General features: G+C 62.5%; 16 protein-coding genes and 1 tRNA gene. 5 read left to right on the forward strand and 12 right to left on the reverse strand.

The window, feature by feature from the left end; all coding sequences use genetic code 11:
- Positions 1 to 113: 113 nt before the first annotated feature.
- The 3 genes from grpE to RQP54_RS10070 all read right to left on the reverse strand — a co-directional run bounded on the left by grpE (position 114) and on the right by RQP54_RS10070 (position 1,541).
- Positions 114 to 662, reverse strand: coding sequence for a nucleotide exchange factor GrpE (grpE, locus tag RQP54_RS10060; protein WP_315678132.1), 549 nt, complete (start codon positions 660 to 662; stop codon positions 114 to 116).
- A 78-nt stretch (positions 663 to 740) separates the two neighbouring features.
- On the reverse strand, positions 741 to 1,094 hold the full coding sequence (locus tag RQP54_RS10065; RefSeq protein ID WP_315678133.1) for an FKBP-type peptidyl-prolyl cis-trans isomerase: 354 nt from the start codon (positions 1,092 to 1,094) through the stop codon (positions 741 to 743).
- Between the two features lie 135 nt (positions 1,095 to 1,229).
- Positions 1,230 to 1,541, reverse strand: a complete 312-nt coding sequence (locus RQP54_RS10070) for a winged helix-turn-helix transcriptional regulator (RefSeq protein ID WP_315678134.1) — start codon at positions 1,539 to 1,541, stop codon at positions 1,230 to 1,232.
- A gap of 231 nt (positions 1,542 to 1,772) precedes the next feature.
- Between RQP54_RS10070 and RQP54_RS10075 the strand changes: the two genes are divergently transcribed.
- Entirely contained in the window at positions 1,773 to 2,057 is a 285-nt protein-coding gene (locus RQP54_RS10075; protein WP_315678135.1) for a late competence development ComFB family protein, read from the forward strand.
- Positions 2,058 to 2,095: 38 nt separating this feature from the next.
- On the opposite strand, the gene RQP54_RS10080 is transcribed toward RQP54_RS10075, so the two are convergent.
- The 9 genes from RQP54_RS10080 to hpnC all read right to left on the reverse strand — a co-directional run bounded on the left by RQP54_RS10080 (position 2,096) and on the right by hpnC (position 18,955).
- On the reverse strand, positions 2,096 to 2,938 hold the full coding sequence (locus RQP54_RS10080; protein WP_315678137.1) for a shikimate dehydrogenase: 843 nt from the start codon (positions 2,936 to 2,938) through the stop codon (positions 2,096 to 2,098).
- Positions 2,939 to 2,998: 60 nt separating this feature from the next.
- The gene (gene rpoD, locus RQP54_RS10085) at positions 2,999 to 5,317 is read right to left on the reverse strand and encodes an RNA polymerase sigma factor RpoD (protein ID WP_315678138.1); all 2,319 of its coding nucleotides are present in this window, start codon (positions 5,315 to 5,317) and stop codon (positions 2,999 to 3,001) included.
- Between the two features lie 284 nt (positions 5,318 to 5,601).
- Entirely contained in the window at positions 5,602 to 7,497 is a 1,896-nt protein-coding gene (gene dnaG / locus RQP54_RS10090) for a DNA primase (RefSeq protein ID WP_315678139.1), read from the reverse strand.
- Between the two features lie 83 nt (positions 7,498 to 7,580).
- Positions 7,581 to 12,311: a response regulator gene (locus RQP54_RS10095; RefSeq protein WP_315678140.1), complete on the reverse strand. Its 4,731-nt coding sequence runs from the start codon at positions 12,309 to 12,311 to the stop codon at positions 7,581 to 7,583.
- A 6-nt stretch (positions 12,312 to 12,317) separates the two neighbouring features.
- Positions 12,318 to 13,430 (reverse strand): ferrochelatase, encoded by a 1,113-nt coding sequence (gene hemH, locus RQP54_RS10100; protein WP_315678141.1) that lies wholly within the window; start codon positions 13,428 to 13,430, stop codon positions 12,318 to 12,320.
- A gap of 13 nt (positions 13,431 to 13,443) precedes the next feature.
- On the reverse strand, positions 13,444 to 15,843 hold the full coding sequence (locus RQP54_RS10105; RefSeq protein ID WP_315678142.1) for a penicillin acylase family protein: 2,400 nt from the start codon (positions 15,841 to 15,843) through the stop codon (positions 13,444 to 13,446).
- Positions 15,844 to 15,900: 57 nt separating this feature from the next.
- A complete protein-coding gene (hpnE, locus tag RQP54_RS10110) occupies positions 15,901 to 17,205 on the reverse strand; it encodes a hydroxysqualene dehydroxylase HpnE (RefSeq protein ID WP_315678143.1) in 1,305 nt (434 codons plus the stop codon).
- A 12-nt stretch (positions 17,206 to 17,217) separates the two neighbouring features.
- Positions 17,218 to 18,057, reverse strand: coding sequence for a presqualene diphosphate synthase HpnD (hpnD, locus tag RQP54_RS10115; protein ID WP_315678144.1), 840 nt, complete (start codon positions 18,055 to 18,057; stop codon positions 17,218 to 17,220).
- 28 nt (positions 18,058 to 18,085) lie between these two features.
- The gene (gene hpnC, locus RQP54_RS10120) at positions 18,086 to 18,955 is read right to left on the reverse strand and encodes a squalene synthase HpnC (RefSeq protein WP_315678145.1); all 870 of its coding nucleotides are present in this window, start codon (positions 18,953 to 18,955) and stop codon (positions 18,086 to 18,088) included.
- A gap of 92 nt (positions 18,956 to 19,047) precedes the next feature.
- On the opposite strand from hpnC, the gene RQP54_RS10125 reads away from it, so the two are divergent.
- From RQP54_RS10125 to RQP54_RS10140, 4 genes are all read left to right on the forward strand, one after another.
- Positions 19,048 to 20,772: a PAS-domain containing protein gene (locus tag RQP54_RS10125; RefSeq protein ID WP_315678146.1), complete on the forward strand. Its 1,725-nt coding sequence runs from the start codon at positions 19,048 to 19,050 to the stop codon at positions 20,770 to 20,772.
- Between the two features lie 124 nt (positions 20,773 to 20,896).
- Complete coding sequence (locus RQP54_RS10130; RefSeq protein ID WP_315678147.1) at positions 20,897 to 22,081, forward strand: efflux RND transporter periplasmic adaptor subunit; 1,185 nt, start codon at positions 20,897 to 20,899, stop codon at positions 22,079 to 22,081.
- 7 nt (positions 22,082 to 22,088) lie between these two features.
- A complete protein-coding gene (locus RQP54_RS10135) occupies positions 22,089 to 25,271 on the forward strand; it encodes an efflux RND transporter permease subunit (protein ID WP_315678148.1) in 3,183 nt (1,060 codons plus the stop codon).
- 88 nt (positions 25,272 to 25,359) lie between these two features.
- Positions 25,360 to 25,446, forward strand: a tRNA-Leu gene (locus RQP54_RS10140).
- Positions 25,447 to 25,484: the final 38 nt, after the last annotated feature.

The raw sequence follows: 25,484 nt of genomic DNA on the forward strand, positions 1-25,484 counted from the left end.
ACTCCTTGAATTTCTCGAAAACTGGATGAATGGCAGGTGTGGACGCCGCGGCGGCTTTCAAGACCCTGATAACGGCAGGGTCAGCCAAAAACCGGGCGAACCCACAGGCTTTCTTACTTGGGGGCTGCGACTGTCACCAGGGCAGGGCGCAGAACGCGCTCGGCGATGGTGTAGCCCTTCTGCAGTACCGTCACGACTGTGTTGGCCTCCTGGTCGGCCGGGACCATGCTGATGGCCTGGTGCTGGTGCGGGTCGAACTTGGTGCCAGCTGCGGGGTTGACCGCCACCACCTTGTTGCGTTCGAGGGCAGCGACCAACTGGCGCAGGGTGGCTTCGGCCCCCTCACGGATCTGTTCCAGTGAGGCATCCTTGATGGCGAGGCCCGCTTCCAGGCTGTCTGCGACTGGCAGCAGGCTGTCGGCAAAGGACTCCACAGCAAACTTGCGTGCCTTGGCGATCTCATCTTCGGCGCGGCGGCGGGCGTTCTCGGTGTCGGCCTTGGCGCGCAGGAACTGGTCGGCCAGATCAGCATTCTTGGCCTGAAGGTTGGCCAATTCGGCTTGCAGCGATTCGATGGTCAGTTCGGCAGGAGCCTGCTCGCTGGCTTCGGGAGCGGCGGCCACTGTGTCGTCAGCGGAGGGCGTCGGGATGGTTTCAGACATGCTTGCTTCAGTGGATAAACGATAAACCGCCCCTAGATGGGGCGGTTCGGGAGGGATTCAAGAGGGTCGGACGCGATGTCAGCCGGCCAAGCCCAGCAGCTCCACGTCAAACTTCAGCGTGGCATTGGGCGGGATCACGCCACCAGCGCCACGGGCGCCATAGCCCAGTGCTGCGGGGATGATCAGGGTGCGCTTGCCACCAACTTTCATGCCGGCCACGCCTTCGTCCCAGCCGCGGATCACCATGCCGGCGCCCAGGGTGAACACGAAGGGATCATTGCGGTCCTTGCTGGAGTCGAACTTGGCGCCCTGCTGGCCATCGTTGTACAGCCAGCCGGTGTAGTGCACGGTGACGCGCTGGCGGTTCGTTGCTTCGGCGCCTTCGCCAACCACGGTGTCTTCATATTGCAGGCCGCTGGGAGTGGTGATCATGGGGAGTCCTTGAAGTGATTTGCCGCACCAAATGCGCAGGATCGCAGAGAGGCGTCCTTCTGTCGGCTAAACCATCAATTATGCCGTAGCAAAAAAAAAGCAGGCCCGGGGCCTGCTGGGGTGGGGCGAAACGGCTTATTTGGCCTTTTTCGCCTGGGCATTGGCCCACTTGGTGGCAAAGGTCTGAATGTCGCCCATACGCTTGAGCAGATCCAGACCCGAAGCGGTCAAGGCATAGCCGTCATTGCCGTGGGTCATGAGACCGGCTTCGCGCAATTCCTTGATGCGGGTGTTCAATGTGTTGGGAGTGATACCACCGACGCTGTCTTGCAGCAATCGGAAGGTTTGACCGTGACCATCACGCAGGGCCCACAAAACGCGGATCGCATAGCGTGCTTCCAACAGGCCCAACAGGTGCCCCATGGCTGCGGATTCTTTTGCGCTCATTCTAAAAACCTCTCCTCAATCGGATGCAGGATAACATGCTTTCTCAGGCGGCCAAGCGGGTTTGTACGCACCTGTTGTTCGGCGCAGACTATAGCCTACTTTGTGCGACGCTACTAGTTTCATAGCTAGCAAAATATTTTTTTCCGTGGCACCAAAGCCCTTGCCAGTGCCCGCAGACGGTGCTAAGTTTGAATCAATCACCTGATCAATTTCGCGAGCGCAGGGGCATCTATGGTCTATTCATTCGAGCAAGTCCACAATTACTACGAGCGTCTGGTATTCGAAGAAGTGGTTCGGCGTTCCCATGACTTTCCGGACCTGGGAGCTGACGCGCTGGCCGATGTCGCCTGCGTGACCCTGAACCGCCTGCCGGCGCGCTATGTCCGCCACGACGTCGACATGATGTTCTATCTCACGGAGCAGGAGCGTCATGCGATCGAACTCTCGCTCAAGGAGGCGCTCGATTTCGCCTTCACCTTCGTCCAGGGGCGCAGCAGCCAAGCCGCTGGCGCCTGATTGCGTGATTCAAACAACGAGTCACCGCAATTTTTCCGTCAGAGACTGCGGATTGCCTTTTCCCACAGCGCTGGCGTGACCTCGGGGCGAATGCCAAACCAGGCTTCGAACGCGGGTCGGGCTTGATGCAGCAGCATGCCGAGTCCGTGCATGGTCGGATTTCCTCGTGCCTGGGCGGCTTGCAGCAACGGGGTGACCAATGGCACATAGATGATGTCTGCCACGACAGCGTCGTTGGGTAGTTGCTGCAGCGAGAGTTCCAGGGCGGGTTGGCCGTGCATGCCCTGGTTGGTGGTGTTGACCAACAGCGTGATTCCGGTCAAGGCGTCGTTGCGTTCTTCCCACGGCAGTGCCTGGACCCGGGAGCCAAATTCCTCCGCCAATTCCTGGGCCTTGCCGATGCTGCGGTTGCATAGCCGCACCAGAGGAACGCCATCGTCGAGCAGGGCGCACAGCACCGCGCGGGCAGCTCCACCCGCTCCGATCACGCAAACCGGGCCCGATGCGGCCTTCCACTGGGGATGTTCCTGGTGCAGGCTCTCGATGAAGCCGAAGGCATCGGTGTTGCGTCCGAGCAGCGCCCCTTCAGGGCTGACCACTACGGTGTTGACCGCACCGATGCGCTGGGCCAGGGGTTCCACCTGGTCGAGCCAGCGCATGCAGTCGACCTTGTGCGGAATGGTCAGGTTGCAGCCGGCAAAACCCAGTGCAGGCAAGCCCCGCAGCGCGGTCTCCAGCTGCTGCGGCTGGACTGGGAGCAGTACATAGGCGCCGTTCAGGCCCAGTTCCCCGATCCAATGGTTGTGGATCAAGGGTGAGCGCGAATGCGCCACTGGCCAGCCCATGACGCCGGCAAGTCGGTAGGGGTGCGTGTCAGCCATGCGTCGCTACTGAAGTGATAGCGGCCTACGCCCTCTCCATAAGGGCATGAGGCCGTTTTCTTACAGGGAGTCGGTGAAGCTGCGCAGCTTGTCCGAGCGGCTGGGGTGCTTGAGCTTGCGCAGCGCCTTGGCCTCGATCTGGCGGATACGTTCGCGCGTCACGTCGAACTGCTTGCCCACCTCTTCCAGCGTATGGTCCGAGGTCATCTCGATACCGAAGCGCATGCGCAGCACCTTGGCTTCACGTGGTGTCAGGCTGTCCAGGATGTCCTTGACCACGTCGCGCAGACCCGCTTGCATGGCGGCCTCGACCGGTGCCGTGTTGGCACTGTCTTCGATGAAGTCGCCCAGGTGGCTGTCGTCGTCATCACCGATCGGGGTCTCCATGGAGATCGGCTCCTTGGCGATCTTCATGATCTTGCGGATCTTGTCCTCGGGGATGTCCATCTTCTCGGCCAAGACCGAGGCATCGGGCTCGAAGCCGAACTCCTGCAGGTGCTGGCGCGAGATGCGGTTCATCTTGTTGATGGTTTCGATCATGTGCACCGGGATACGGATGGTACGGGCCTGGTCCGCGATCGAGCGCGTGATGGCCTGGCGGATCCACCAGGTGGCATAGGTCGAGAACTTGTAGCCGCGGCGGTATTCGAACTTGTCCACGGCCTTCATCAGGCCAATGTTGCCTTCCTGGATCAGGTCGAGGAACTGCAGACCGCGGTTGGTGTACTTCTTGGCAATGGAAATCACCAGGCGCAGGTTGGCCTCGATCATCTCCTTCTTGGCAGCGCGGGAAGCGTACTCACCAGCGTTCATGCGCTTGTTGATGTCCTTGAGCTCGTCCAGCGGTACCACCACGGCAGCTTGCAGGTCGATCAGCTTCTGCTGCAGATCCTGCACGGGCGGAATGTTGCGGCCCATGACGGCAGCCCACTTCTTGTCGGAAGCGGCTTGCTTCTCGATCCACTTCAGGTTCAGCAATTGCGAGGGCACGCGGTTGCCGTTCTTGTCGCGGCCGCTGAAATCGGCAATGAACTGTTCCTGCGGGTAGCCGCACTTGTCAACGATGATGCGCCGCAGTTCGCGTTCCTTCTTGCGGATGTCATCCACCTGGCCGCGCACCATGTCGCACAGGCGCTCAATCGCCTTGGCGGTGAAACGGATGGTCATGAGTTCTTCCGACAAGGCTTTCTGGGCCTTGAGGTAGGCCGGCGTACCGTAGCCTTCCTTGTCATAGACCTTGTGCACTTTCTCGAACAGCTCGCGCAGGCGATCAAAGCGCTCCAGGGCCTGGTTCTTGAGCTCTTCGAGCTTCTTGGTCAGGGCCTTGGAGCCGCCCTTGCCATCGTCATCGTCGGCTTCGTCGAATTCGTCAAAATCCTCTTCGGCGACATAGTCGTCGTTTTCATTGGCATTGACGAAGCCGTCCACGATGGTCGTGATGACCGTCTGGCCGGAGCGGATTTCCTCGCCCAGGCGCAGGATTTCGGCAATGGTGGCCGGAGACGCGGAAATGGCCTCCATCATCGCCATCAGACCGCCTTCAATCCGCTTGGCGATCTCGATCTCACCTTCGCGGGTCAGCAGTTCCACGGTGCCCATTTCACGCATGTACATGCGCACCGGGTCGGTGGTGCGGCCGAATTCGCTGTCCACGGTGGACAGGGCTGCTTCGGCTTCTTCTTCGGCCTCTTCCACGGAAGTCGCGGTCGGGGCGACGTTGTTCTGGAACAGGGTCTCGGCGTCGGGCGTCTGTTCGTACACCGCCACCCCCATGTCGTTGAGCATGGAGATCACGACTTCCAGGGTTTCGGCGTCGACCAACTTGTCGGGCAGGTGGTCAGAAATTTCCGCGTGGGTCAGGAAGCCACGGGTCTTACCCAGGGTGATCAGGGTCTTGAGGCGGGCACGACGCTTGACCAGTTCTTCCTCGGTCAGCACGGTCTCGTCCAGGCCGAATTCCTTCATCAAGGCCCGTTCCTTGGCCTTGCTGATCTTCATGCGCAAAGGCTTGACCTTTTCACCCGGCGTTCCGGCGGCGGGAGCCTCTTCGTCACCGGCCAAGTCGGCTTCGATGTCGGACAGGTCCAGATCGTCGGAGGCAGCCTCTTCCTTGGCTGCCTTCGGCTTGCGGCCGCGCTTGGCGCCCGTCGTGCTCTTGGACGCAGGGCTGGACTCGGACTCGGCACTCGCGCTCTTGGGCGGGCGCCCGGGCTTTTTCTTGGTGGTGGATTCAGCGGCAAGGAGTGCGTCAGCGGCTTCCTTGAGCAGGGCTGCCTTGGACTTCGGGGCGGATTTGGATGCGGGCACGGCGCTGGCTTTCTCTTTCTTATCGGACTTAGCGGCTGACTGGACTGACTTCGCGGCTTTCTGTGCGGGCATGTACGACCTTTGACAACGAGACGGGAAACGAATCAGCGCTTCCTGCTGCACACAGGCGTGGGCAGTCAGTCAGCACAAGCGATGGAGGGGTTCCGGGTGGCAAGGGGGGAGGGCGATCATTTGGAATGCAGTCCTTGCGGTAGGTGGCCTGGTGTGAGCGGATGTCATCGGTGGCCGGCCCGGAGGTGTTGCTGTCGCACTTGCCGAATTCGACATTATAACGGCCTTGCCCGCTGGTACGCGCAGGCTTGGCGCCTGTGTGGATGCGGTGTTGTCAGGCCACCTCAGGATGCTGCCTGCAGCGCCTGCTTCAATGCAGCTTCGAGCTGGCGTCGACGCATCTGCAGTTCCCGGTAGCGGGGCAAAGCCTGGGGATCCTGCCCTGCAGAGGCAATGGCCTGGGTTTCCAGTTCCTTCAGTCGATCGACCAGCATGCGGTTGAGTACATCGCGCAACTCCGCCAGGGTGTCAGCTTCGGCCAACGTGCTCTGGGTAACCTGCTGGCTCCAGACCGAGGCGCTCGCATAGAAGCTGCTTTGGGCTGGTAACGCTTCGAGCAGGGTGGCCCGATCCAGGTTTCCCTGCGTCAGCAACTGACCCTCCAGCCAGGCACAGAAGGCGCCATAGGGCTCTTCCATGGCACACAGCATGGCGTGGTCCTCGTTGCTCAGCATGGCCCACAGACCGGGCGAGTGCACCAAGGCCTGGCACACCACTTCGGCCCGTGTACGGGTGCCGGAAGCCGCGGGTCTCCTGCGACTTGCAGAGGGGAGAGCGTCGTGACGAGAGGGGGACGCATAGGTTTGCGCGGACTCCGTGGTCTTGGGAGCGCCGCGCTTGCTGGAGCGATTGCCTGCGCGGCTGCCGTACTGGGGGTTCCACAACGATTGCAGTTCGCGCGGGCTCAACTGGACCGAGTCGGCCAATGAGGCAAGAACCTGCAGCTTCAGGGCGCCATCGGGCAAGGCATTCCAGAGGGGGTGCGCCTGGCTGGCCAGCTTGGCGCGGCCTTCGGCCGTGTCCAGGGCACATCCTTCCCGTGCGGTCTCGAGCAGGAATTGGCTCAGTGGCGTGGCGCCTGCCACATAGGCGGAAAAAGCCTCCTTGCCATGCGCACGGATGAAACTGTCGGGGTCGTGCTCGGGAGGGAGGAACAGGAACTTGATGCTGCGGGTGTCCTCGGCGTAGGCCAGCGCTCCATCCAGTGCTTTGCGCGCGGCCCGACGCCCGGCACTGTCGCCATCGAAGCTGAAAACCACGGATTCGGTATAGCGGAACAGTTTCTGCACGTGCTCGTCGGTGCAGGCAGTTCCCAGCGTGGCGACGGCGTTCGGGAAGCCCCATTGGGCCAGGGCCACCACGTCCATATAGCCTTCGGTAACCAGAACGTAGCCTGCTTCTCTCACGGCCTGGCGCGCCTCGTACAAACCATACAGCTCGCGCCCTTTGCTGAACACCGGCGTCTCGGGCGAATTCAGGTATTTGGGCTTTTCATCCCCGAGAACCCGGCCGCCAAAACCGATGCACTCGCCCTTGACGTTGCGGATCGGGAACATGATGCGGTCGCGGAAACGATCGTAGCGCTTGCCATTGTCCGCTTCTGGCGTATCGTCAGAGGCAATAACTAATCCGGCCTCGACCAGTTGGGGATCGTCGTAGTGCGCAAAGACGCTTGCCAAAGCTCTCCAGCCAGCAGGCGCGTAGCCCAGGCCGAAGCGCTGGGCGATTTCGCCGGTCAGTCCTCGTCCCTTGAGGTAGGCAATGGCGGTGGGCGACTCTCTCAGGGACTTCCTGTAGGACTTGGCCGCCTTTTCCAGCAGATCGCTCAGGCTGGCTAGCTTCTGGCGTTGCTCCTGGGCGCGCGCGCGATCCTGGGGGCTGGACTGTTCCTGCGGCACTTGCATGCCATAGTGCTGGGCCAGATCGTGCACGGCCTCGACAAAGCTCATGCCGTTGTGCTCCATCAGGAACCCGATGGCGTTGCCGTTCTTGCCGCAACCAAAGCAGTGGTAGAACTGTTTGGAAGGACTCACCGTGAATGACGGTGATTTTTCGGCATGGAAGGGGCACAAGCCCATGAAGTTGGCGCCGCCCTTCTTGAGCGCGACGTAACGCCCCACAACTTCCACAACATCGGCCCGCGCAACGAGCTCCTGGATGAAGGTTTGTGGAATGGACATGGGGTGATTGTAAGAAAGCCAGGATCCGGGAGCCGCCTTGGAGGCGTAGCGGGCCAATGCCTTGGTGTGCAGCGGTTCTGCAATCAGTGCTGGTGGCCCAGCGCTTCTATCAGTGCCAGCGTATGGACGTGCGCGGCGCTGAAGTCAAAGCTGGCCATTGCCTGCCCCAGTCCGTCCAACTGTTCCCCCTGCAACAGGGGCGACGTCGCAATGACCGCATATTCCTCCATCGCCTGCATGTCGGAATGGGCCAGCAAGTCGGCCAGCATGTGCAGATGGTTCAGGGTTTGGGATCGATCTGCCGGTTCATCTGCATTCCTGGGGGCGTCCGTCGGGCCAAGCGAAAGGCTGGTCTGGCGCAATGCAGCGCATGCAACTTCGACGGCCGTGCGGAAATCGCGTGTTGCGCGTGCTGGAACTTCGCCCATTTGAATGGCCTTCTTTTCAATCGTCTTGCTGATGTTCGAAAGACCCGTGGCCCCTACCGTGGCGGACAGTCCCTTGACGGTATGCAGGTGCCGTACCGCGGCAGCGGCGTCGTGCAGCGAATTTAAGCGGTCCAGTTCATCGGCGAATTTGTCCGCCTGTTCAAGGAAGTTGGCGAGTACCGACTGGTACAGCGACACGTTTCCGCCCATGCGCTCCAGTGCTGGCCGCGCTTCGACCAAGGCGGCATCGGGTACCGGTGAATCGGCTTCGCCATAGTGCGGGGAAGCGAGATCCACCTTGTCAGTTGGCACCATCGCATCGCTCTGCGCAATGCGGCCGGTGCGCATCAGCAGCACGCGTATCAGGTGCATGAGATCGAATGGCTTGCCGACATGGTCATCCATTCCGGCAGCCAGACACGCCTCCCTGTCCGACACCATGGCATTGGCTGTCATCGCGATGATGGGCAATTTGGTGAGCTGCAGGTCCTTCCGAATGGCGCGTGTGGCCGTCAGTCCGTCCATTTCCGGCATTTGCAGGTCCATCAGCACCGCATCGAAACCGTGCTGGCTGCCGCGCCGACGGAGCAAGTCCACGCAGTCCTTGCCATTGTCGGCCAGCTCCACATAGGCACCTTCCGAGTTGAGCAATTCGGTAGCGACCTGCTGGTTGATGAGGTTGTCCTCGGCTACCAGGATGCGCAAGCCCTGCAGCTGGCCTGTGTGCCCCGCCTCGGTGCGTGGGCGAGTTCGCAGGTTGCGCCTGCCGCCTCGGGCATCGGCCACGGTATCCAGGAGCATGGAGGCTGTCACCGGCTTGACGAGAAAGCCACTGAGGCTGGCTTGCTCCGCCGCGGTCCGGGCAGCCAGGCTTTCGCGGCCGTTGGCCGTCACCATGATGTAGTCTGGCTGTGGCGCTCCGCCTTCCAGTGCGCTTCGCAGGGCCTGCAGCGTTTGCCATCCATCGCTGCCACCCGGCATGTGCCAGTCCAGCAGCACGACGTCAAATGGTCGCGCCGTTGGGTCGGATGCCATGCTGGATACCAGTGCCTGAACCAAGGAAAGTGCGGCTTCCCCATTGGCCGCGACCTCCACGTCCCAACCCCACTGGCGCGCCATGTCGCTCAAGATTTCGAGTGCGACGGGATTGTCGTCAACGATCAGCACCTTGAGTCCGTGCAGTGTTGCTTCGGCCTGGGTCTGTGCGGGGGAGTCAGAGCCTGCCCTTGCTCTGGGCATGGTGACTGTGAAATAGAAGCGACTACCTTGCCCGACTGTGCTGGCAACCTTCAGATCTCCCCCCATCAGGTGGACCAGCTTGCGTGAGATCGACAGTCCGAGACCTGTTCCGCCATATTTGCGCGAGGTGGACCCTTCGGCCTGCGAGAAGAGTTCAAAGACGTGCTGCAGTTTGTCCTGCGCGATGCCGATGCCGGTATCGGACACGGAAAACTCGAGCGTGGCTGCGCTGTCCGTCAGCGATTTGACGGCGACGCGAACCACAATTTCTCCCTCGGCCGTGAACTTGATGGCGTTGCCCGCCAGGTTGGTCAGAACCTGATGCAGACGCAGGCTGTCTCCGACCAACTCTTTGGGTACCGTGGGATCGATGTCGAAAAGCACCTCAATCGGCTTGATCCCGACATTGGCCGACAGGATGACCGAAAGATCGCGCAGCAACTGGTCCAGCCGGAACTCCTGCGGATCGAGTTCCATCTTGCCGGCTTCCATCTTGGAGAAGTCCAGGATGTCATTGAGCAGGCCCAGCAGCGATCTGGCAGCGCCCTCGGTCTTGGTGATGTAGTCGAGCTGGCGATTGTCCAGATCCGTGTTCTGCATCAGCCGCAGCAACCCGAGAATTGCATTCATGGGGGTGCGAATTTCGTGGCTCATGTTGGCCACAAACTGGCTCTTGGATTGCGACGCTTCCTGCGCTGCATCCATGGCTTGCTTGAGTTCCGTAATGTCGGCGTAGGTGGTGACAAACCCACCATCCGGCATCGGCGCCCCGCGCACCTCCAGGGAGCGGCCATCGCCGCGGTCGCGCTGGAACCGGTGGGGCATGCCGAGCTTGGCCCGGGCGACGATGTCCCGCACGATCGAATCGGTGTCACCTTTGCCGTATTCGCCCCGCAGTGCATTGAATCGGATGATGGATTCGAACGTCACGGTGGGCGGGGTGAACAGCGACTCGGGAAGGTCGAGCAGGGTCCGGAACAGCTCGTTGCGCTCGACCAAATGGAGACGGGAGTCGAATACGCTGATGCCTACCGGAATATGGTCCAGCACCTGGCGCATCAATTGATTCTTCTGGCGTATTTCGTCTTCGAGCTTGCGACGCTGGGAGATGTCCTGGAAGATGCCGACCAGCCGGGTCCGCCGGCCATCGGCATACTCGGCTTCGGCGGCGCAACGTGTCCATACGCGCCGACCCATGGCGGTGACCAGTTGCACTTCCATGTCCCACGGCCTTCCGGTTTCACTGGCTACGGCAAAGGCGCTTCGCACTTGGTCCTGGAATTCCGGTGCGATGAATCCCATCATCTGCTCGAAACTGGGTTGGTGCCCCGGAGGCATGTCCATGATGTGGCAGGTCTGCTCCGACCACTCCACGCTCCAGTCACCAAGGTCGATCTGCCAGCGTCCGATTCCTGCCACGCGTCCTGCACGTGCGAGGAAGATGGCGTTGTCCTCGAGCTTCTTGGCAGCGGTGCGGAGCTGATCTTCCGATTCCTTTTGGGCACTGATGTCCAGGGTCATGCCCGAGATCCACTCGGGCCGCCCATCCGGGGTGCGCGACAGCAGCTTCCCCACCGAACGTTGCCAGACCCAGGTACCATCCTTGCGGAGTACCCGGGCTTCAAAGTCAAGGGTCTCCAAAACGCCTTGGCAGTGTTGTTTCAACCGTTCTTGTGCCACCTTCAGGTGGGCAGGATCGGTGCGTTGCATCCAGATCTCATTGGTGGAGCTTCCGAGTTCGGCTAGCGTCATGCCAAGCATCTCGGCCCAGCGGGCATTGACTTGTATGGCGCCGGTCTGCAGATTGATCTCCCAGGTACCAGCACTGGTTCCGGCAATCAGATTGGCCAGGCGCGACCGTTCGGCTTCCAGCGAGCGTTGCACCTCCTTCACCTGGGTCAGGTCGGTGCGGATCGAGATGTACTTTTCGATCCGCTGTCCGTTGAAAAACGGCGCAATCACGCTGTCGACCCAATACAGATGGCCGTCCTTGGCTTTGTTGCAGATGACGTCACGCCATACATAGCCACTGGAAATGGTCTTCCAGACCTTGATCCAGTAGGCGTCATCCTGCATGGACGATTTCACCAACCGGTGGTTCTGTCCGATCAGTTCCTCGTTGCTGTAGCCGCTGATGCGACTGAACATTTCATTGGCATAGGTGATCGTTCCTGCCGTGTCCGTGATGGAAACGATCGCAAACTCATCAATGGCCTGCATCAGGGTCGTCGCCTCACGCATCGCAGCTTCGCGGGCTGAGTCGCTCTGTACACGGGCCTCCTGCATGGAGCGCAAGCTCTCCTGGGTCTGCGCCAATCGGGCCAGCACACTGTGGTCATCGCCTTGCGGAACCACGATGGTGCGGGAAAAATCCCCTTGACCGAGTTGTGTGATCAGGGAGTGCACAGTCTCCAGCCGAGCCCCCAGGATGCGATGGATGGCTCGGTTTGCCAGGGCCAGCAGTAACACCAGTGCAAGTCCGAAGCCAATGAGGGCTGTGCGCGTGATGGAAGCCAGCCGGTCGATGGTGCGCAACTCGCCCGAGGTGCGCTCGTCGACTGCGCTGTAGAACGCATCGATGGCGCCCATGATGTCCGCCTTGGCCGATTGGTAGGCGCTGTCATACAGCATCGCCTGGGCCTTGGACAATTCGGCAGCACTGCCGGCATGCTTTTCCGCCATGGCCATGGCGGCGAATTCGGTCAGCGCGAGCTTGTCGGAACTCGTCTTGGCGCGCGCAAGGGTGTCGAATTCGGTGCCGGTGATGCCTGTGCGGCGCATCAGCTCCAGCAGGGGCATCGCCGTATCGACGCTGGGCGCACTGGTGTCGTCATCTCGACCAAAGGCGCGCCCGAGAAACTTGACCGAGCGTGGCTTTCGCCCTTCGCGAATGTCCAGTACGCTCTGGTAGCGCTGTTGATACTCAGGGTTCCCTGTGGCCACGTAGTTGCGGGCCATACGCGTGAGTTCATCCGACGACTGCCGCAGCTCATCCGCCAGCAGGATGGATTGCACCCGTACTTGGGTCGCCTTGGCCACCCGGGCATCCAGGTGCAGGTAGAAGCCCAAGCTGACCCCCACTGCAACGACGACGGCGGCTGTCCACCACACGTAGCGCTGAAACACGGGCAGGCGGTCGGGCAACATGGCGACTCAGTCGGGTGCACCCATGGCCAGTGCCAGCGAGCGGCTCTCCAGGGCCGCGGGATCGGATGTATCGGCGCCATCCAGCGGCCAGCCTTGCAGGTGCAGTGCTGCAATGTCGGCCAAAGCATCAATCCACTGGTCCTCGTCATTGAGGCAGGGCAGGTAGTGGAACTCGGTACCGCCCGCATCGAGGAACGCATGGCGTGCTTCCATGGCGATCTCTTCCAGGGTCTCCAGACAGTCGGCCGTGAAGCCTGGGCAGACCACGTGCACCTTGCGCACGCCCGTCTGTGCCCACTGCACCAGGGTCGGCTCGGTATAGGGCTGCAGCCACTGTGCGCGTCCGAGGCGCGATTGGAAGCTCACGCCCCACTCGTCCTTCTTCAGACCCAGGGCCTGGGCCAGCAGGCGCGCTGTCTTGTGGCACTCGCAATGGTAGGGGTCACCCAACTGAAGGGTACGCAGCGGCACACCATGAAAGCTCATGAGCAAGCGGTCCGGCCGGCCGCTGAGCGCCCAGCGCTTGCGGATCGAAGCGGCCAACGCGGCGATGTAGGCGGGGTGATCGTGGTACCGGTTCACGAATCGCATCTCGGGCAGGGACCGTATGCGGTGCGCCCAGGAGTACACCGCATCAAAGACACTGGCCGTGGTGGTGCCCGAGTACTGCGGGTAGGCTGGCAACACCAGCACGCGCTGGATACCTTGCGCTTTGAGGACATCGAGCTGCTGGGCAATGCTGTCTTGCCCGTAGCGCATGGCATGCAGCACCGTGACCTGTTTACCTGCCCCGCGCAGTCGCTGCTGCAACGCCTGGGCCTGCTGGCGCGTCCACAGGGCCAAGGGCGAACCCTGGTCGGTCCAGATGCTGGCGTACTTGCGCGCCGAGGCCCGCGGGCGAAAGCGCAGGATGATGCCATGCAGGATGCACCACCACAGCAGACGCGGGATCTCCACCACGCGCGGATCGCTGAGGAATTCCGCCAGGTAGCGGCGAACGTCCTTGGGGCTGGGGGAATCCGGAGTGCCGAGGTTGCAGTACAGCACAGCCACTCCGCCTCCCTGGCCATGGTGGTAGGGAGGCTCCGTTCCGAAACGACTGTTGTTCTTCTGTGGCATGGCGCACTGGCTCTCAGGGGGCTGGACGCAAGCTTAACGTACTTTGCCGGTGCGCGCGGACGTCATCCCAGGCCAGATGCTGGGGTTGGTAGATGCCTTCGGCAAAGGGGAGGGCCTGGTCGTCGTAGTGGCGGTCGAAGAGCACGCCGCTTTGGCCCACGGGGTTGATGCCCACCGACGCGGCCGGGTTGGCGAAGTCGATGACACGTCGTGTCGAGGGACCGTAGCTGACCGCCCAGGGGGCAGGCCCCACGTTGCCGGAAAGGTTGTTGGGGGTCTCTCGCCCACCAGGAACGGCAAACGGCCCCACGTTGAACAGCAGGTTCAGTGGCTTCTGTTGGCCCAGGGGGTGGTTGTGCGTCAGGGTGTGTGCCTTGCCCCAGGCCCACTCGAGCAGGCTGCTGCCATACAGGGTGCTCAGGTGTTCGTAGGTGCGGTGCCAGGCCATCGCTGCAATCTCGTAGCGGCTTTCGGCGCGTTTGGTGGTCTTGACGTTGTCCCACCAGGGAGACTTCTCGTCGGCAACCAATAGCGGCAGGGCATGGTCGAGCGCGCGGGTGCGCAACAGGCTGGCAAACAGTTCCTCCCCCAACTCGTCGGCCATGGCGGCCTTTGCCAACTCGTACAGGAACTGGCTGAACAGGGTGGCTGCGATGCTGTCGCGGGTGTAGGTGCCATCCCATTTCTCAAGCGGTTCGAGAAAGGCCTTTTCGTTGTCGTCGGTGACGACACTCTTGAGAACCGGCAGGATCTCGTCGAGGACGCGGCGTGCATAGCCGTTGCCAACGTCCAGCTGCAGGGTCTGCACGGCCGAGACATCCCACTTGCGCTTGGGTTCGGCCAATGCCTGGTCAAGCTGTCGCGCCCGGTCAGGCAAGTTGTAGTAGCCCGGAACTGGCACGCCACTGGGGGGGCGGGGCTGGTGGTTGGCCGAGACGATGTAGCCCCGCGCCGGGTTCTCCTCCTGGGGGTTGAACTGGAAAGCGTAGTAGCCCAGCTTCTCGGCTTCGCCTTTGGATGCATCCAGAATGAAACTCGGATTGACGCCAGTGGGGCGCTGCGGCAGCTTGCCCGCAGCCCACCAGGCGATATCGCCGCTGGCGCTGGCCCAGACAATGTTCAGTCCCGGTGAATGGATTTTCGCCACCGCCTCGCGGGCCTTGTCACGGGTGTCGGCGCGGTTGAGCTCGTAGAACGCCTCCAGTATCGGGTTCTCGGTCTCCAGGAAGGCCCACCACATGGATACCGGCGCGGCGCCGAGGGTGGCCGAGAAAGCGTCATTGATGACTGGACCGTTGGGGGTTCGGCGCAAGCTCAGTTGCACCGGTGCGCCGCCCTTGACGGCGATGGTCTCCGTGCGCACCTGCATGTCGACCCACTCGCCTCGGAACATGACCTGGTTGGGGTGGTCAGGCGCGGTCTGCTCGGCGATCAGGTCCAAGTCATCGTTCTGGAACATGGTCAGGCTCCAGCCGAAACGTTCGTTGTGCCCCAGCAGTGCCACCGGGTTCAGTGCCTGGTAATGCCCGTAGAGCTCGAAGCCAGGGCTGCTGAGGTGGGCCTCGTACCAGACGGCGGGTGCGGCATACGCAATGTGGGGGTCCCCAGCCAGGATCGGCTTGCCACTGGCAGAGCGCCGGGAGGAAATGGCCCAGGCGTTGCTGCCTTCGAAAAGCGGCACGCTGGCGATATCCATGGCCTGGGTGCTGGCTCGCGCTACATGGGCCAGGCTGTTCCAGGTGCTGTCGGTGAGGGCCGCGGCCTGCATCACGCCTTCTGGATGCCACTCGATATCGAATGCGCGCAGGTAGTCGGGACCGAGCTTGTCGCGGATGAACGTCATGACCGGCTCGGTACGGAAGGCTGCCGCAAAGCTGTAGGCCAGGTAGCCCGACACGGCCATGGTGTCCTGCGGCGTGAAGGGGCGCTTGGGGATACCCAGGATGTCGAACTCGACCGGTGCTGGATGGGTGGCCTGGTACTGGTTGATGCCGTCCAGATAGGCCAGCAAGGCCTTGGAAGCCGGTGTGCTCATGTCCATCCTGGCCACATAGTCGATCGCATGCTGGCGCAACTGCAGGGTGCGGAAAAGCTTGTCGGTTTCGACCAGCTTGGGGCCGAGGATTTCGGCCAGCTCCCCCTGCGCCAGGCGGCGCACCACTTCCATCTGGAACAGGCGGTCCTGGGCGTGCACGTAACCCAGGGTGCGGTACAGGTCCGCCTCGTTCTGGGCCCGGATGTGGGGCACGCCGCGTTCGTCGTAGTCGACGCTGACCGGGGCCGACAGACCCTTGAGTGCAACATCCCCCTTGCGTTGGGGCAGCTTGGAATTGAAGTACCAGACGCCAGCGCCGCCTGCCGCCAGCAGGATGGCGGCCAGCACGACGGCTACGATTTTCAATGCAAGACGCATGTCCTCTCCTCTTGTTGCTCCGGATTATGCGCATCGGCGCAGCGTCCGGCAGTACCTTCAGGTGCCGATGGCGTGCACCACGGCGACTCCACTGCGCACCGCACCTTCCAGGGTGGCTGGGTAAGGGCCTTCCACGTAATCGCCGCAGGCCCACAGACCCGGGGCGATGCAGAGTTCTGGTCGGGCCAAGCCCGGGCTGCAAGCGAAGGTGGCCCGCTTCTCGACCACTGTCTGCAGTGCGACGATGGGCGACGACCCCAGGAAGTGGGGCAATTGCCCACGGGCCTGCGCCAGTACGCCTTGGGTCAGCAGTCCACGCTCGGTGCCCGAAGCACTGACCACAAAGGCCCACAGCCCGTCCGGGCCACCGAGTTGCCCGCGGTCAAATACGAACTGCGCGGGGTGCCCGGCGTTGCTGTGCAGGGCCAGCATGGGCTGCGGCAGGCGCGCGCCAGGGCAGTAGGTGTAGACGGTGGCAATGGCTTCGTGCGCCAGCGCCGATGCGCAGCGGATCCAGCCTTGCACTGCTGTTGCTATTGAATCAGTAGCGCGTTGCGCAATGTTTTCAAGGGCCAAGGCCGCATTGGGTGCCGAAGTGGCCAGCACGACAGCATCGAAGGTCTGGCCGTCGATGGCCCAGCCCACGTCGGCTTGGGTGAGCGCACGAACGCGCTGGCCGAGGTGCACCGGGCTGCCCTGCTGGCGCAACCATGCCACTGCCGCCTGAGGCAGCAGGCGTCCCAGGTCGGTGCGTGGCAGCAGCAGGTTGGATGCACCCTGGCCGCCGAAGAGCGAGTCCTGCAGCACGCGCAGGAAAACCTGTCCGCTGGCCCGTTCGGCGGGGGTGTTGAGTGCCGACACGCACAGGGGCTCGATCAACGATTCCATGACGATGGTCGGAAGCCCCGCGCACAGTTGCTGTACCGACGTGTCGGCCCTGCAGCGAAACCCCTTGGCCTGCCAATACAGGCTGCGGCGAAGCAGCGCCCAGCGTGCACTCCAGGGCCAGCCCCGCGCTGTCAGCAGGCCAGCCACCGCGTCCATCGGAGCGGGCCAGGGTGGCAGTTGCAGTCCGCTGCCATCGGGGTAGCACAGGGCCAGCGGCAGGCGCATCAGCGCCTGCTGTGGTTTCACTCCCACGTGCTGCATCAGGTTCAGCGTGGCACTGTAAGCACCGATGAGGATGTGCTGCCCGTTGTCGACCTCAATGGAGCGTCCGTCGGGCAGGGTCAGGGGCAGGGCACGGGCCCGACCGCCGGGCTGTGTGGCGGCCTCGAAGATCTCCACCTGGTGACCCGCCAGCCGGGCATGGACCGCCGCCGACAGCCCCGCCCAACCCGCACCGACGACGGCAATGCGCATGGTGTCCGGGCCTCAGAGGCGGCCGAGTGCCTGCACGCGCCACGCCAGCCAAAGCTTGCGCAAGGGGGTCAGACTGGTTCGCTGATGCAGCACGGCAAAGCCGTCGCGCTCGATTTCGCGCAGCAGGGCGCGGTAGATGGCCGCCATCATCAGGCCCGGCTTCTGTGCACGCCGGTCCTCCGCGGGCAGCAGTGCCAATGCCTGATCGAACAGACCATGTGCCCGCTGGGCCTGGAATTGCATCAGGGCGGTGAAACGCTCGGAGTACTGGCCGGAGAGGACCTCGTGCGCCTTGACGTCGAACCGCTGCAGTTCGTTTACGGGCAGGTAGATGCGCCCGCGCCTCGCGTCTTCGCCGACGTCGCGCAGGATGTTGGTGAGCTGCAGGGCCAGGCCCAGGGTGTGGGCGTACTCGGTGGTTTGGGGCTGGGTCTGGCCGAAGATGCGGGCTGCAACTTCGCCAACGATGCTGGCTACCAGGTGGCAATAGCGCTGCAGGCCCGGCCAGTCGAGGTAGCGGGTCTGCTGCAGGTCCATCTGGCAGCCCTCGATCACGGCCTGCAGGTGGCGCGCTTCGATGCCGAATTCGGCCTGCAGGGGCATCAGGGCCTGCAGCACCGGATGGCTGGGGCTGCCGGCAAAAGCCTGCTGCACCTCCCGGCTCCACCAGGCCAGCTTGGTGGCGGCGACGCCGGGATCGGTGGTTTCGTCCACCACGTCGTCGACTTCGCGGCAGAAGGCGTAGAACGCCGTGATGGCGGCACGGCGGCGCGCCGGCAGGAACAGGAAGGCGTAATAGAAGCTGCTGCCGGAGGCGGCGGCCTTGTCTTGGACGTATTGCTCGGGGGTCATAGGCGGGCGCTATTGTTACATCCGCTCGCTACATCCACGCGGCACGCCACAACATCACGGCGTAGTCCCACCAGCGCAGCACAGGCCGCTGGCGCACCGTGGCATGGTCGACGGCTTCGATCTTGTCCAAAATGCGCAGGCCCCCCTGCACCACCAGGCGCAGCTCCCAGCCGGCCCGACCCGGGATGTGGTGCACCAGTGGGGTGCCATTCAGCATCCGGGCCCTCGCGGAATGGGCGAGGGAGGCTACCAAATTCGTAGCGGATGGGGTTGGTCGGGCGGCCTGCATGTCGGCTTCGCTGTAGCCGAACTGGGCGCAGCCATCCAGGGGCAGGTAGTAGCGCCGCTGGGCAATGTCGCGCCCGAGGTCCTGCCAGAAGTTGATCAGTTGCAGTGCGGTACAGATGTCGTCGCTCCATGCCAGCGCCTGGGGCGCGTCGATGCCGTACAGGTGCAGCAACAGGCGTCCGACTGGGTTGGCTGAGCGGCGGCAGTAGTCCAGCAGCTCGGCTTCGTCGGCATAGCGGTGGCCGTCGGCCGTGTAACGCACGTCTTGGGAAAAGGCGTCCAGCAGATCTTCCAGCAGGTTCACTGGCAGCTGGTAGCGCTGTATGGCAGCTTGCAGCGGGCGCATCACCGCAAACCATGGGGCCTCGGTAGGGTAAGGCGTGGTGGCGGTTGCTTGTTGCAATGCAGCACGAAATGCATGCAATTGCGCCAACCGTTCGTGCGCACTGGCAGCCCCTTCATCGGCCAGGTCGTCTGCCGTACGGGCGAAGTGGTAAATCGCCGCAATCGGAGAGCGCAGGGCGGGCGGGCACAACACCGAGGCCACGGGGAAATTTTCGTAGTGCACCACCGGAGGAGGAGCGCTGGCGGATAAGTTGTCGGGAGGCATGGGCCGCGTAATCTGGAATCGGACAATTGTCGCCGCTACGACGCTGGGGCAGAATGACTGCGAGCGCAATCTGCACACGACACAGGGGACCTATGGATATCGGCACTAAGGCCAGCGCCAATTGGGAATTGTTGCTGGCGGGACTGGACCTGCTGGACATCGGCTTCACCGTGGTCGATGCCCAGTTGTGTCTGGTGGCTGCGAACCGACGTTTCCAGGAACTGCTGAACTATCCGGACTACCTGCTGGTGCCTGGGACCAGCAATGCGGAAGGATTCCGGTACCTGGCTCGCCGGGGGGAGTACGGCCCCGGTGATGTGGAAGAACAAGTCCGTGCCCGCATGGAGCTGGCAGCTAGATTCCAGGCGCACCGATTCGAACGGGTCCGTCCGGACGGTGTCATCCTGGAGGTGGTAGGGAACCCATTGCCTGGCGGTGGCATGGTCACGACCTACACCGACGTCACGGTTCCAAGGCATCGGGAGCAGGCCCTCAAGGAACTCAGTGAGGAACTGGAGCGCAAGGTCGAAGAGCGGACGGCGCAATTGGTGCAACGGGAACAGGAACTGGCGAAGAAGGCAGCGCTGCTGGAACTGGTGCTCAACAGCGTCAACCAGGGCATCAGCTTCGTCAACCAGGATCTGGTGCTGGAGATGTGCAACCGCCGCTTTGGTGAGCTGATGCAGCTTCCTCCCGAACTCACCCGGCCTGGCGCACGGATGGAAGACATGGGCTACCACAATGCGCGTCGCGGCGAATATGGTCCGGGAGACATTGATGAACTGGTCCGCCAGCGCATCGAACTCGCCCGCAAGGCCTTGCCTCACCATTTTGAGCGAACGCGGCCGACCGATGGGGTGACGCTGGAAGTCATCGGCACTCCCACCCCCGATGGGGGGATGGTGACCACCTATACGGACATCTCGGAGCGCAAAGCGGCGGAATTGCACATTCACGACCTGAATGAGTCGCTGGAACAGAGAGTGCACGATCGAACCCAGGCGCTGGAGAAAGCCATGGAGCGCTTGCAGCATTTGCAGGAAGAGCTGGCACACAGCAGTACCCGCGCGGCGCTCAGTGCCCTGACAGCCAGCGTGGCGCATGAACTCAGCACGCCGCTGGGCAACAGCCTGATGGCAGCCACCACCTGTGAGGATGCAGCCAAGCGCATCACGCAGCGCTTGCAGGGAGAGGGGTTGCGAAAGTCCGAGTTGACGGCTTTCGTGCAGGAAATCCGTGAAGGAAGTGCGTTGACCCAGCGCAATCTCTTCCGCGCTGTGGAGATGGTCAGCAAGCTCAAGCAGGTAGGCGCTGACCAGGTGAGTGAGCAGCGTCGTCGCTTCGATGCGGGCCAGACCGTTGCGGAGGTTCTCGATACCCTTCGGCCCAGTCTCAAGCACCGGTCGCAGCGACTGGTGCCCAGCCTTGCGCCGGGCGTATGGATGGATAGCTACCCCGGCGCATTGGGGCAGATCGTGATCAATCTGGTCAACAACGCATTCCTCCATGCCTTTGAGGGGCGCACCCAAGGCCAAGTGGAGGTGGTGCTGCGAGAGCTTCCTGGTCAGCAGGTCGAATTGGTGGTGGCGGATGACGGGGTGGGAATGTCTGTGGAGGTACGGGAGCGCATCTTCCAGCCATTCTTCAGCACCAAAATCGGTCAGGGGGGCACCGGGCTGGGCACGTCCATCGTTGAGGAGTTGGTCAAAAAGACCCTTGGAGGAAGCGTGACGCTGGAGACGCGACAGGGGGAAGGGACCCGCTTTTCGCTGATCTTTCCCATGGTGGCCCCTGCGGCTCCATCGCTGGACCGTTAGGCGCGCGGCGAGTAGACCGCGTTCGGTCGGGCATTTGACAGGGATTTGGGCAATCGGTTAAATTACTAACCAGTCAGTCATTAATAATCGGTGCCACTCCGCTGGGCATCAGAGTGAGGTATTCATGTCAATTTATCGAAATTCCGCACTGGTCGGCGCCCTGGTCGGGGTCGCTGCGTTGCTGGTGGCTTGCAGCAAGCCTGCTGCGCAGCCAGAACCCATTCGCTCGGTCAAGGTGATGCAGGTGCAGGACAGCAACCTGCAGGCTGTCGCGGAATTCTCGGGCGAAGTGCGGGCGCGCTCCGAATCGCGGCTGGGTTTCAGGGTCGGGGGAAAGATCATTCGCCGCCAGGCAGAGGTCGGCCAGCGCGTCCGTGTGGGCGATGTCTTGGCCCAGCTTGATCCACAGGACTACCAGCTCGCAGCCGCTGCCGCCAAGGCCCAAGTGGCTGCTGCGCAAACCAACCGCGACCTTGCGGCGGCCGACTACAAGCGCTACAAGGATTTGCGCGAACAGAATTTCATCAGCGGCGCTGAGCTGGAGCGGCGTGATGCGGCCTTGAAAGCCGCGCAGGCGCAACTGGATCAGGCGCTGGCCCAAGGCTCGGCCCAAGGCAACCAGGCGGGCTACACCGTGCTGAAGGCCGATGTGTCGGGCGTGGTCACGGCCGTGGAGGCGGAACCAGGCCAGGTCGTTGCCGCCGGAACGCCGGTCGTGCGCATTGCCCAGGACGGCCCGCGCGATGTGGTGTTCTCGGTCCCGGAGGACAAGGTTGCCCGCGTCAAGGCTGGCTCTGCGGTGGAGGTTCGCCTGTGGGGTGTCAACGGTTTGCACAAGGGCGCGGTCCGGGAAGTGGCCGCCAGCGCCGACCCGGTGACACGTACGTTTGTCGTCAAGGTTGGATTGGAAGGGCGTGACGCTCCAGCGCTCGGTACCACGGCCACCGTGCTCCCCCAGGCCCTGGGCCGTTCGGATACCCAGGCCATCAAGCTTCCGACCAGCGCCCTGCGACAGGATGGTGGTGGTACCGCGGTCTGGGTGTTGGATACGCAAAGCATGACGGTGAACCTTCAGCCGATCCAGATTGCCACAGCCGATGGCAACGAGGTGGTGGTTGCCAGCGGATTGCGTGCGGGGCAGCAGGTTGTGGTCGCCGGTGTCCACGTGCTTTCTCCCGGTCAGAAAGTCACGGTCTACAAGGAAAAGTCGGCCAATGCCGGCACAAATGCTGGGCAGTCAGCTCCTAATTCAGGAGCGACGTCAGCCATCCAGCCGGCCGGCGCAGCCTCTGCAGTGGCGGGAAAGTGAGCAGGCCATGAGTGACCAGCACTTGCATCCCGAGAAGGGCTTCAACCTCTCGCGTTGGGCGGTGGACCATGTTCCACTGACCAAGTTCCTGATGATCGTGCTCATGCTGTTGGGTACGGTCGCCTTCTTCCAGCTTGGCCAGGACGAGGACCCACCGTTCGTGTTCCGACTCATGGTGGTGCGTGCCTTCTGGCCCGGCGCCACGGCGCAGCAGATGGCCGAACAGGTCACGGACAAGATCGAGCGCACGCTGCAGGAAGTGCCCAATGCCGACAAGATCCGCAGCTATTCCAAGCCGGGTGAGACCACGATCCTGTTCCAGGTGAAGGATTCCACCCGCGGGTCGGATGTCGCCAACACCTGGTACACCGTGCGCAAGAAGGTGGGCGACATGCGTCTGACCCTTCCGCAAGGGGTGCAGGGCCCGTTCTTCAATGATGAATTCGGTGACGTGTACGGGGTGATCTACGCCTTGCAGGCCGACGGCTTCAGTGACGCCGAGGTCAAGACCTTTGCTGACGATGTGCGGCAGAAGCTGCTCAAGGTGGCGGACGTCAACAAGGTCGAGCTCTATGGTGTGCAGGACGAGAAGCTGTTCGTCGAGATATCGCAGAAACGCCTGGCCCAACTGGGGCTGGACATGAACCAGGTGCTGGCCCAGTTGAGCCAGCAGAACGCGGTCGAGGGTGCTGGCACGCTCGAAACCCCGGCAGACGTGGTGCAGATGCGGGTCGGTGGCCAGTTCACCGCGGTCGAGGAGCTGCGCGCCATGCCGATCCGCGGCGCCAGCGGAAACCAGTTGCGTCTGGGCGATATCGCAGACATCAAGCGCGGCTACGTCGATCCGGCGCAGGTGAAGGTGCGCTACCAGGGGCAGCAGATCATCGCGATGGGCGTGTCCATGAACAAGGGCGGTGACATCATCGCCATGGGCAAGGCGCTCAAGGCAGCCACCGAGCAAATCGGCTCCACCTTACCGGCTGGCATCAAACTGGTGGAAGTGCAGGACCAGCCGACCGCGGTGGCCAAGTCGGTGAACGAGTTCATCGGTGTGCTGATCGAGGCCGTGGTGGTGGTGTTGGCAGTGAGCTTCATCAGCCTAGGCCTGCACAAGCGCGACGGTGCAACGCGGTTGTACCATCGCTATTACGTGGATTTCCGCCCCGGACTGGTGGTGGGGATCACCATTCCCCTGGTGCTGGCAGTGACCTTTCTCGGCATGCACTACTGGGGCATAGGCCTGCACAAGATTTCCCTGGGCTCGCTCATCATTGCCCTCGGGTTGCTGGTGGACGACGCGATCATCGCCGTGGAAATGATGGTGCGAAAGATGGAGGAAGGCTACGACAAGGTGCGTGCTGCCACCTTTGCCTACGAAATCACGGCAATGCCCATGCTGACCGGCACTTTGATCACCGCCGTGGGCTTCCTTCCCATTGGTATCGCGCGTTCCTCCACCGGTGAGTACACCTTCGCGATCTTCGGTGTGACGGTGATGGCCTTGGTGCTGAGCTGGCTGGTGTCGGTGTACTTCGTGCCTTACCTGGGTACCGTGTTCCTCAAGGTCAAGCCGCATGGTGCAGGCGAGGAGCCGCATGAACTGTTCGATACGCCGTTCTACAACGCATTTCGCAAGACCGTGAATTGGTGTGTGCAGCACCGCTGGATCACCATTGGTGCGACGGTGTTCATGTTCGCCGCGGGCATTGCCGGCATGGGCAAGGTGCAGCAGCAGTTTTTCCCGGACTCGTCGCGTCCCGAAATCCTGCTCGATGTCTGGTACCCGGAGGGCACACCGTTCGCTGCCAACGAGGCCACTACCAAGCGCATCGAAGCGCGCCTGATGCAGGAGGCTGACGTCCAGTCGGTCACCACCTGGGTGGGTTCGGGCGTGCCGCGGTTCTACCTGCCACTGGACAACATCTTCCAGCAGTCGAACGTGTCGCAGTTCATCATCCTGCCCAAGGACCTGAAGCTGCGTGAACCGCTGCGTATCCGTTTGCCGGCAATCTTGGCGGAAGAGTTTCCCGAGGTGCGTGCCCGGGTGAAGATTCTCCCCAATGGCCCACCGGTGCCCTATCCGGTGCAGTTCCGGGTCGTGGGGGGTGAACCCGCCGTGCTGCGGGCGCGTGCAGATGAAGTCAAGGCCGTGCTTCGTGCCAGCCCGAACATGCGCGGTGTTAATGACAACTGGAATGAGTCCGTCAAGGTCATCCGCCTGGAAGTGGACCAGACCAAGGCGCGCGCCCTGGGCGTGACCAGTCAGTCGATCGCCCAGGCATCCAAGACACTTTTGTCCGGAACCACGGTGGGCCAGTACCGGGAGGGTGACAAGCTGATCGACATCGTGATGCGCCAGCCGCTCGATGAACGCAATGCCATTACTGATATCGGCAACGCCTACCTGCCAACCGCCAGCGGCAAGTCGATTCCGCTGACGCAGATTGCCAAGCCTACGTTCACCTGGGAGCCCGGCGTCATGTGGCGCGAGGGTCGTGATTACGCCATTACCGTCCAGGGTGACATCGTGGAAGGTCTGCAAGGTGCAACCGTCACTGCCGAGTTGCTCCCCAAGCTGCGGGAGCTGGAGGCCTCGTGGAGGGCGAAGGGCATGAATGCCTATCGCATCGACGTCGCGGGTGCGGTCGAAGAGAGCAGCAAGGGCTCGGCCTCCATTGCGGCAGGCATTCCGATCATGCTCTTCATCACGTTCACGTTGCTGATGCTTCAGCTGCACAGCTTCAGCCGCGCGATGTTGGTCTTTCTGACCGGCCCCTTGGGTATTGCTGGTGTGGCTATGGCCCTGTTGGTGTCGGGCCGTCCGTTCGGCTTTGTGGCTTTGCTCGGCGTCATCGCGCTCATGGGCATGATCCAGCGCAACTCGGTCATCCTGATCGATCAGATCGAGCAAGACCGCGCCAATGGCATTCCTGCCTGGGACGCGATCGTGGAGTCGGCGGTGCGCCGACTGCGCCCTATTGTCCTGACGGCCGCCGCGGCGGTGCTGGCCATGATTCCGCTGTCGCGCTCGGTGTTCTGGGGGCCGATGGCGGTGGCCATCATGGGCGGGCTGATCGTGGCCACGGTGCTGACTCTGCTGGCCCTTCCGGCTATGTATGCGGCCTGGTTCCGAGTACGCCGGGACACTAATCCACCTCCCAGTCCCGAACCAGCGCCTCAGGCAGGTTAAAATAGCAGGTTGACCGATTTCAATCGGGTTCGTCGGGCGTATGCCAGCCGGTGGCTGGCAGGGCTGTTCGAGTTCCTGGTGTTTTCCTGCGCGGGTGGCGAAATTGGTAGACGCACCAGGTTTAGGTCCTGACGCCAGCAATGGTGTGGGGGTTCGAGTCCCCCCCCGCGCACCACTGTTTATTGAGATTTTGTAGGGCAGTCTGCAGCCGCG

This window comes from Curvibacter sp. APW13, from assembly GCF_032337135.1.
Taxonomy (GTDB): Bacteria; Pseudomonadota; Gammaproteobacteria; order Burkholderiales; family Burkholderiaceae_C; genus Allorhodoferax.

Bases quoted from the DNA above. Each gene is read 5' to 3' on its own strand.
- grpE (WP_315678132.1), bottom strand. From the start codon at position 662: ATGTCTGAAACCATCCCGACGCCCTCCGCTGACGACACAGTGGCCGCC.
- RQP54_RS10065 (WP_315678133.1), bottom strand. From the start codon at position 1,094: ATGATCACCACTCCCAGCGGCCTGCAATATGAAGACACCGTGGTTGGC.
- RQP54_RS10070 (WP_315678134.1), bottom strand. From the start codon at position 1,541: ATGAGCGCAAAAGAATCCGCAGCCATGGGGCACCTGTTGGGCCTGTTG.
- RQP54_RS10075 (WP_315678135.1), top strand. From the start codon at position 1,773: ATGGTCTATTCATTCGAGCAAGTCCACAATTACTACGAGCGTCTGGTA.
- RQP54_RS10080 (WP_315678137.1), bottom strand. From the start codon at position 2,938: ATGGCTGACACGCACCCCTACCGACTTGCCGGCGTCATGGGCTGGCCA.
- rpoD (WP_315678138.1), bottom strand. From the start codon at position 5,317: ATGCCCGCACAGAAAGCCGCGAAGTCAGTCCAGTCAGCCGCTAAGTCC.
- dnaG (WP_315678139.1), bottom strand. From the start codon at position 7,497: ATGTCCATTCCACAAACCTTCATCCAGGAGCTCGTTGCGCGGGCCGAT.
- RQP54_RS10095 (WP_315678140.1), bottom strand. From the start codon at position 12,311: ATGTTGCCCGACCGCCTGCCCGTGTTTCAGCGCTACGTGTGGTGGACA.
- hemH (WP_315678141.1), bottom strand. From the start codon at position 13,430: ATGCCACAGAAGAACAACAGTCGTTTCGGAACGGAGCCTCCCTACCAC.
- RQP54_RS10105 (WP_315678142.1), bottom strand. From the start codon at position 15,843: ATGCGTCTTGCATTGAAAATCGTAGCCGTCGTGCTGGCCGCCATCCTG.
- hpnE (WP_315678143.1), bottom strand. From the start codon at position 17,205: ATGCGCATTGCCGTCGTCGGTGCGGGTTGGGCGGGGCTGTCGGCGGCG.
- hpnD (WP_315678144.1), bottom strand. From the start codon at position 18,057: ATGACCCCCGAGCAATACGTCCAAGACAAGGCCGCCGCCTCCGGCAGC.
- hpnC (WP_315678145.1), bottom strand. From the start codon at position 18,955: ATGCCTCCCGACAACTTATCCGCCAGCGCTCCTCCTCCGGTGGTGCAC.
- RQP54_RS10125 (WP_315678146.1), top strand. From the start codon at position 19,048: ATGGATATCGGCACTAAGGCCAGCGCCAATTGGGAATTGTTGCTGGCG.
- RQP54_RS10130 (WP_315678147.1), top strand. From the start codon at position 20,897: ATGTCAATTTATCGAAATTCCGCACTGGTCGGCGCCCTGGTCGGGGTC.
- RQP54_RS10135 (WP_315678148.1), top strand. From the start codon at position 22,089: ATGAGTGACCAGCACTTGCATCCCGAGAAGGGCTTCAACCTCTCGCGT.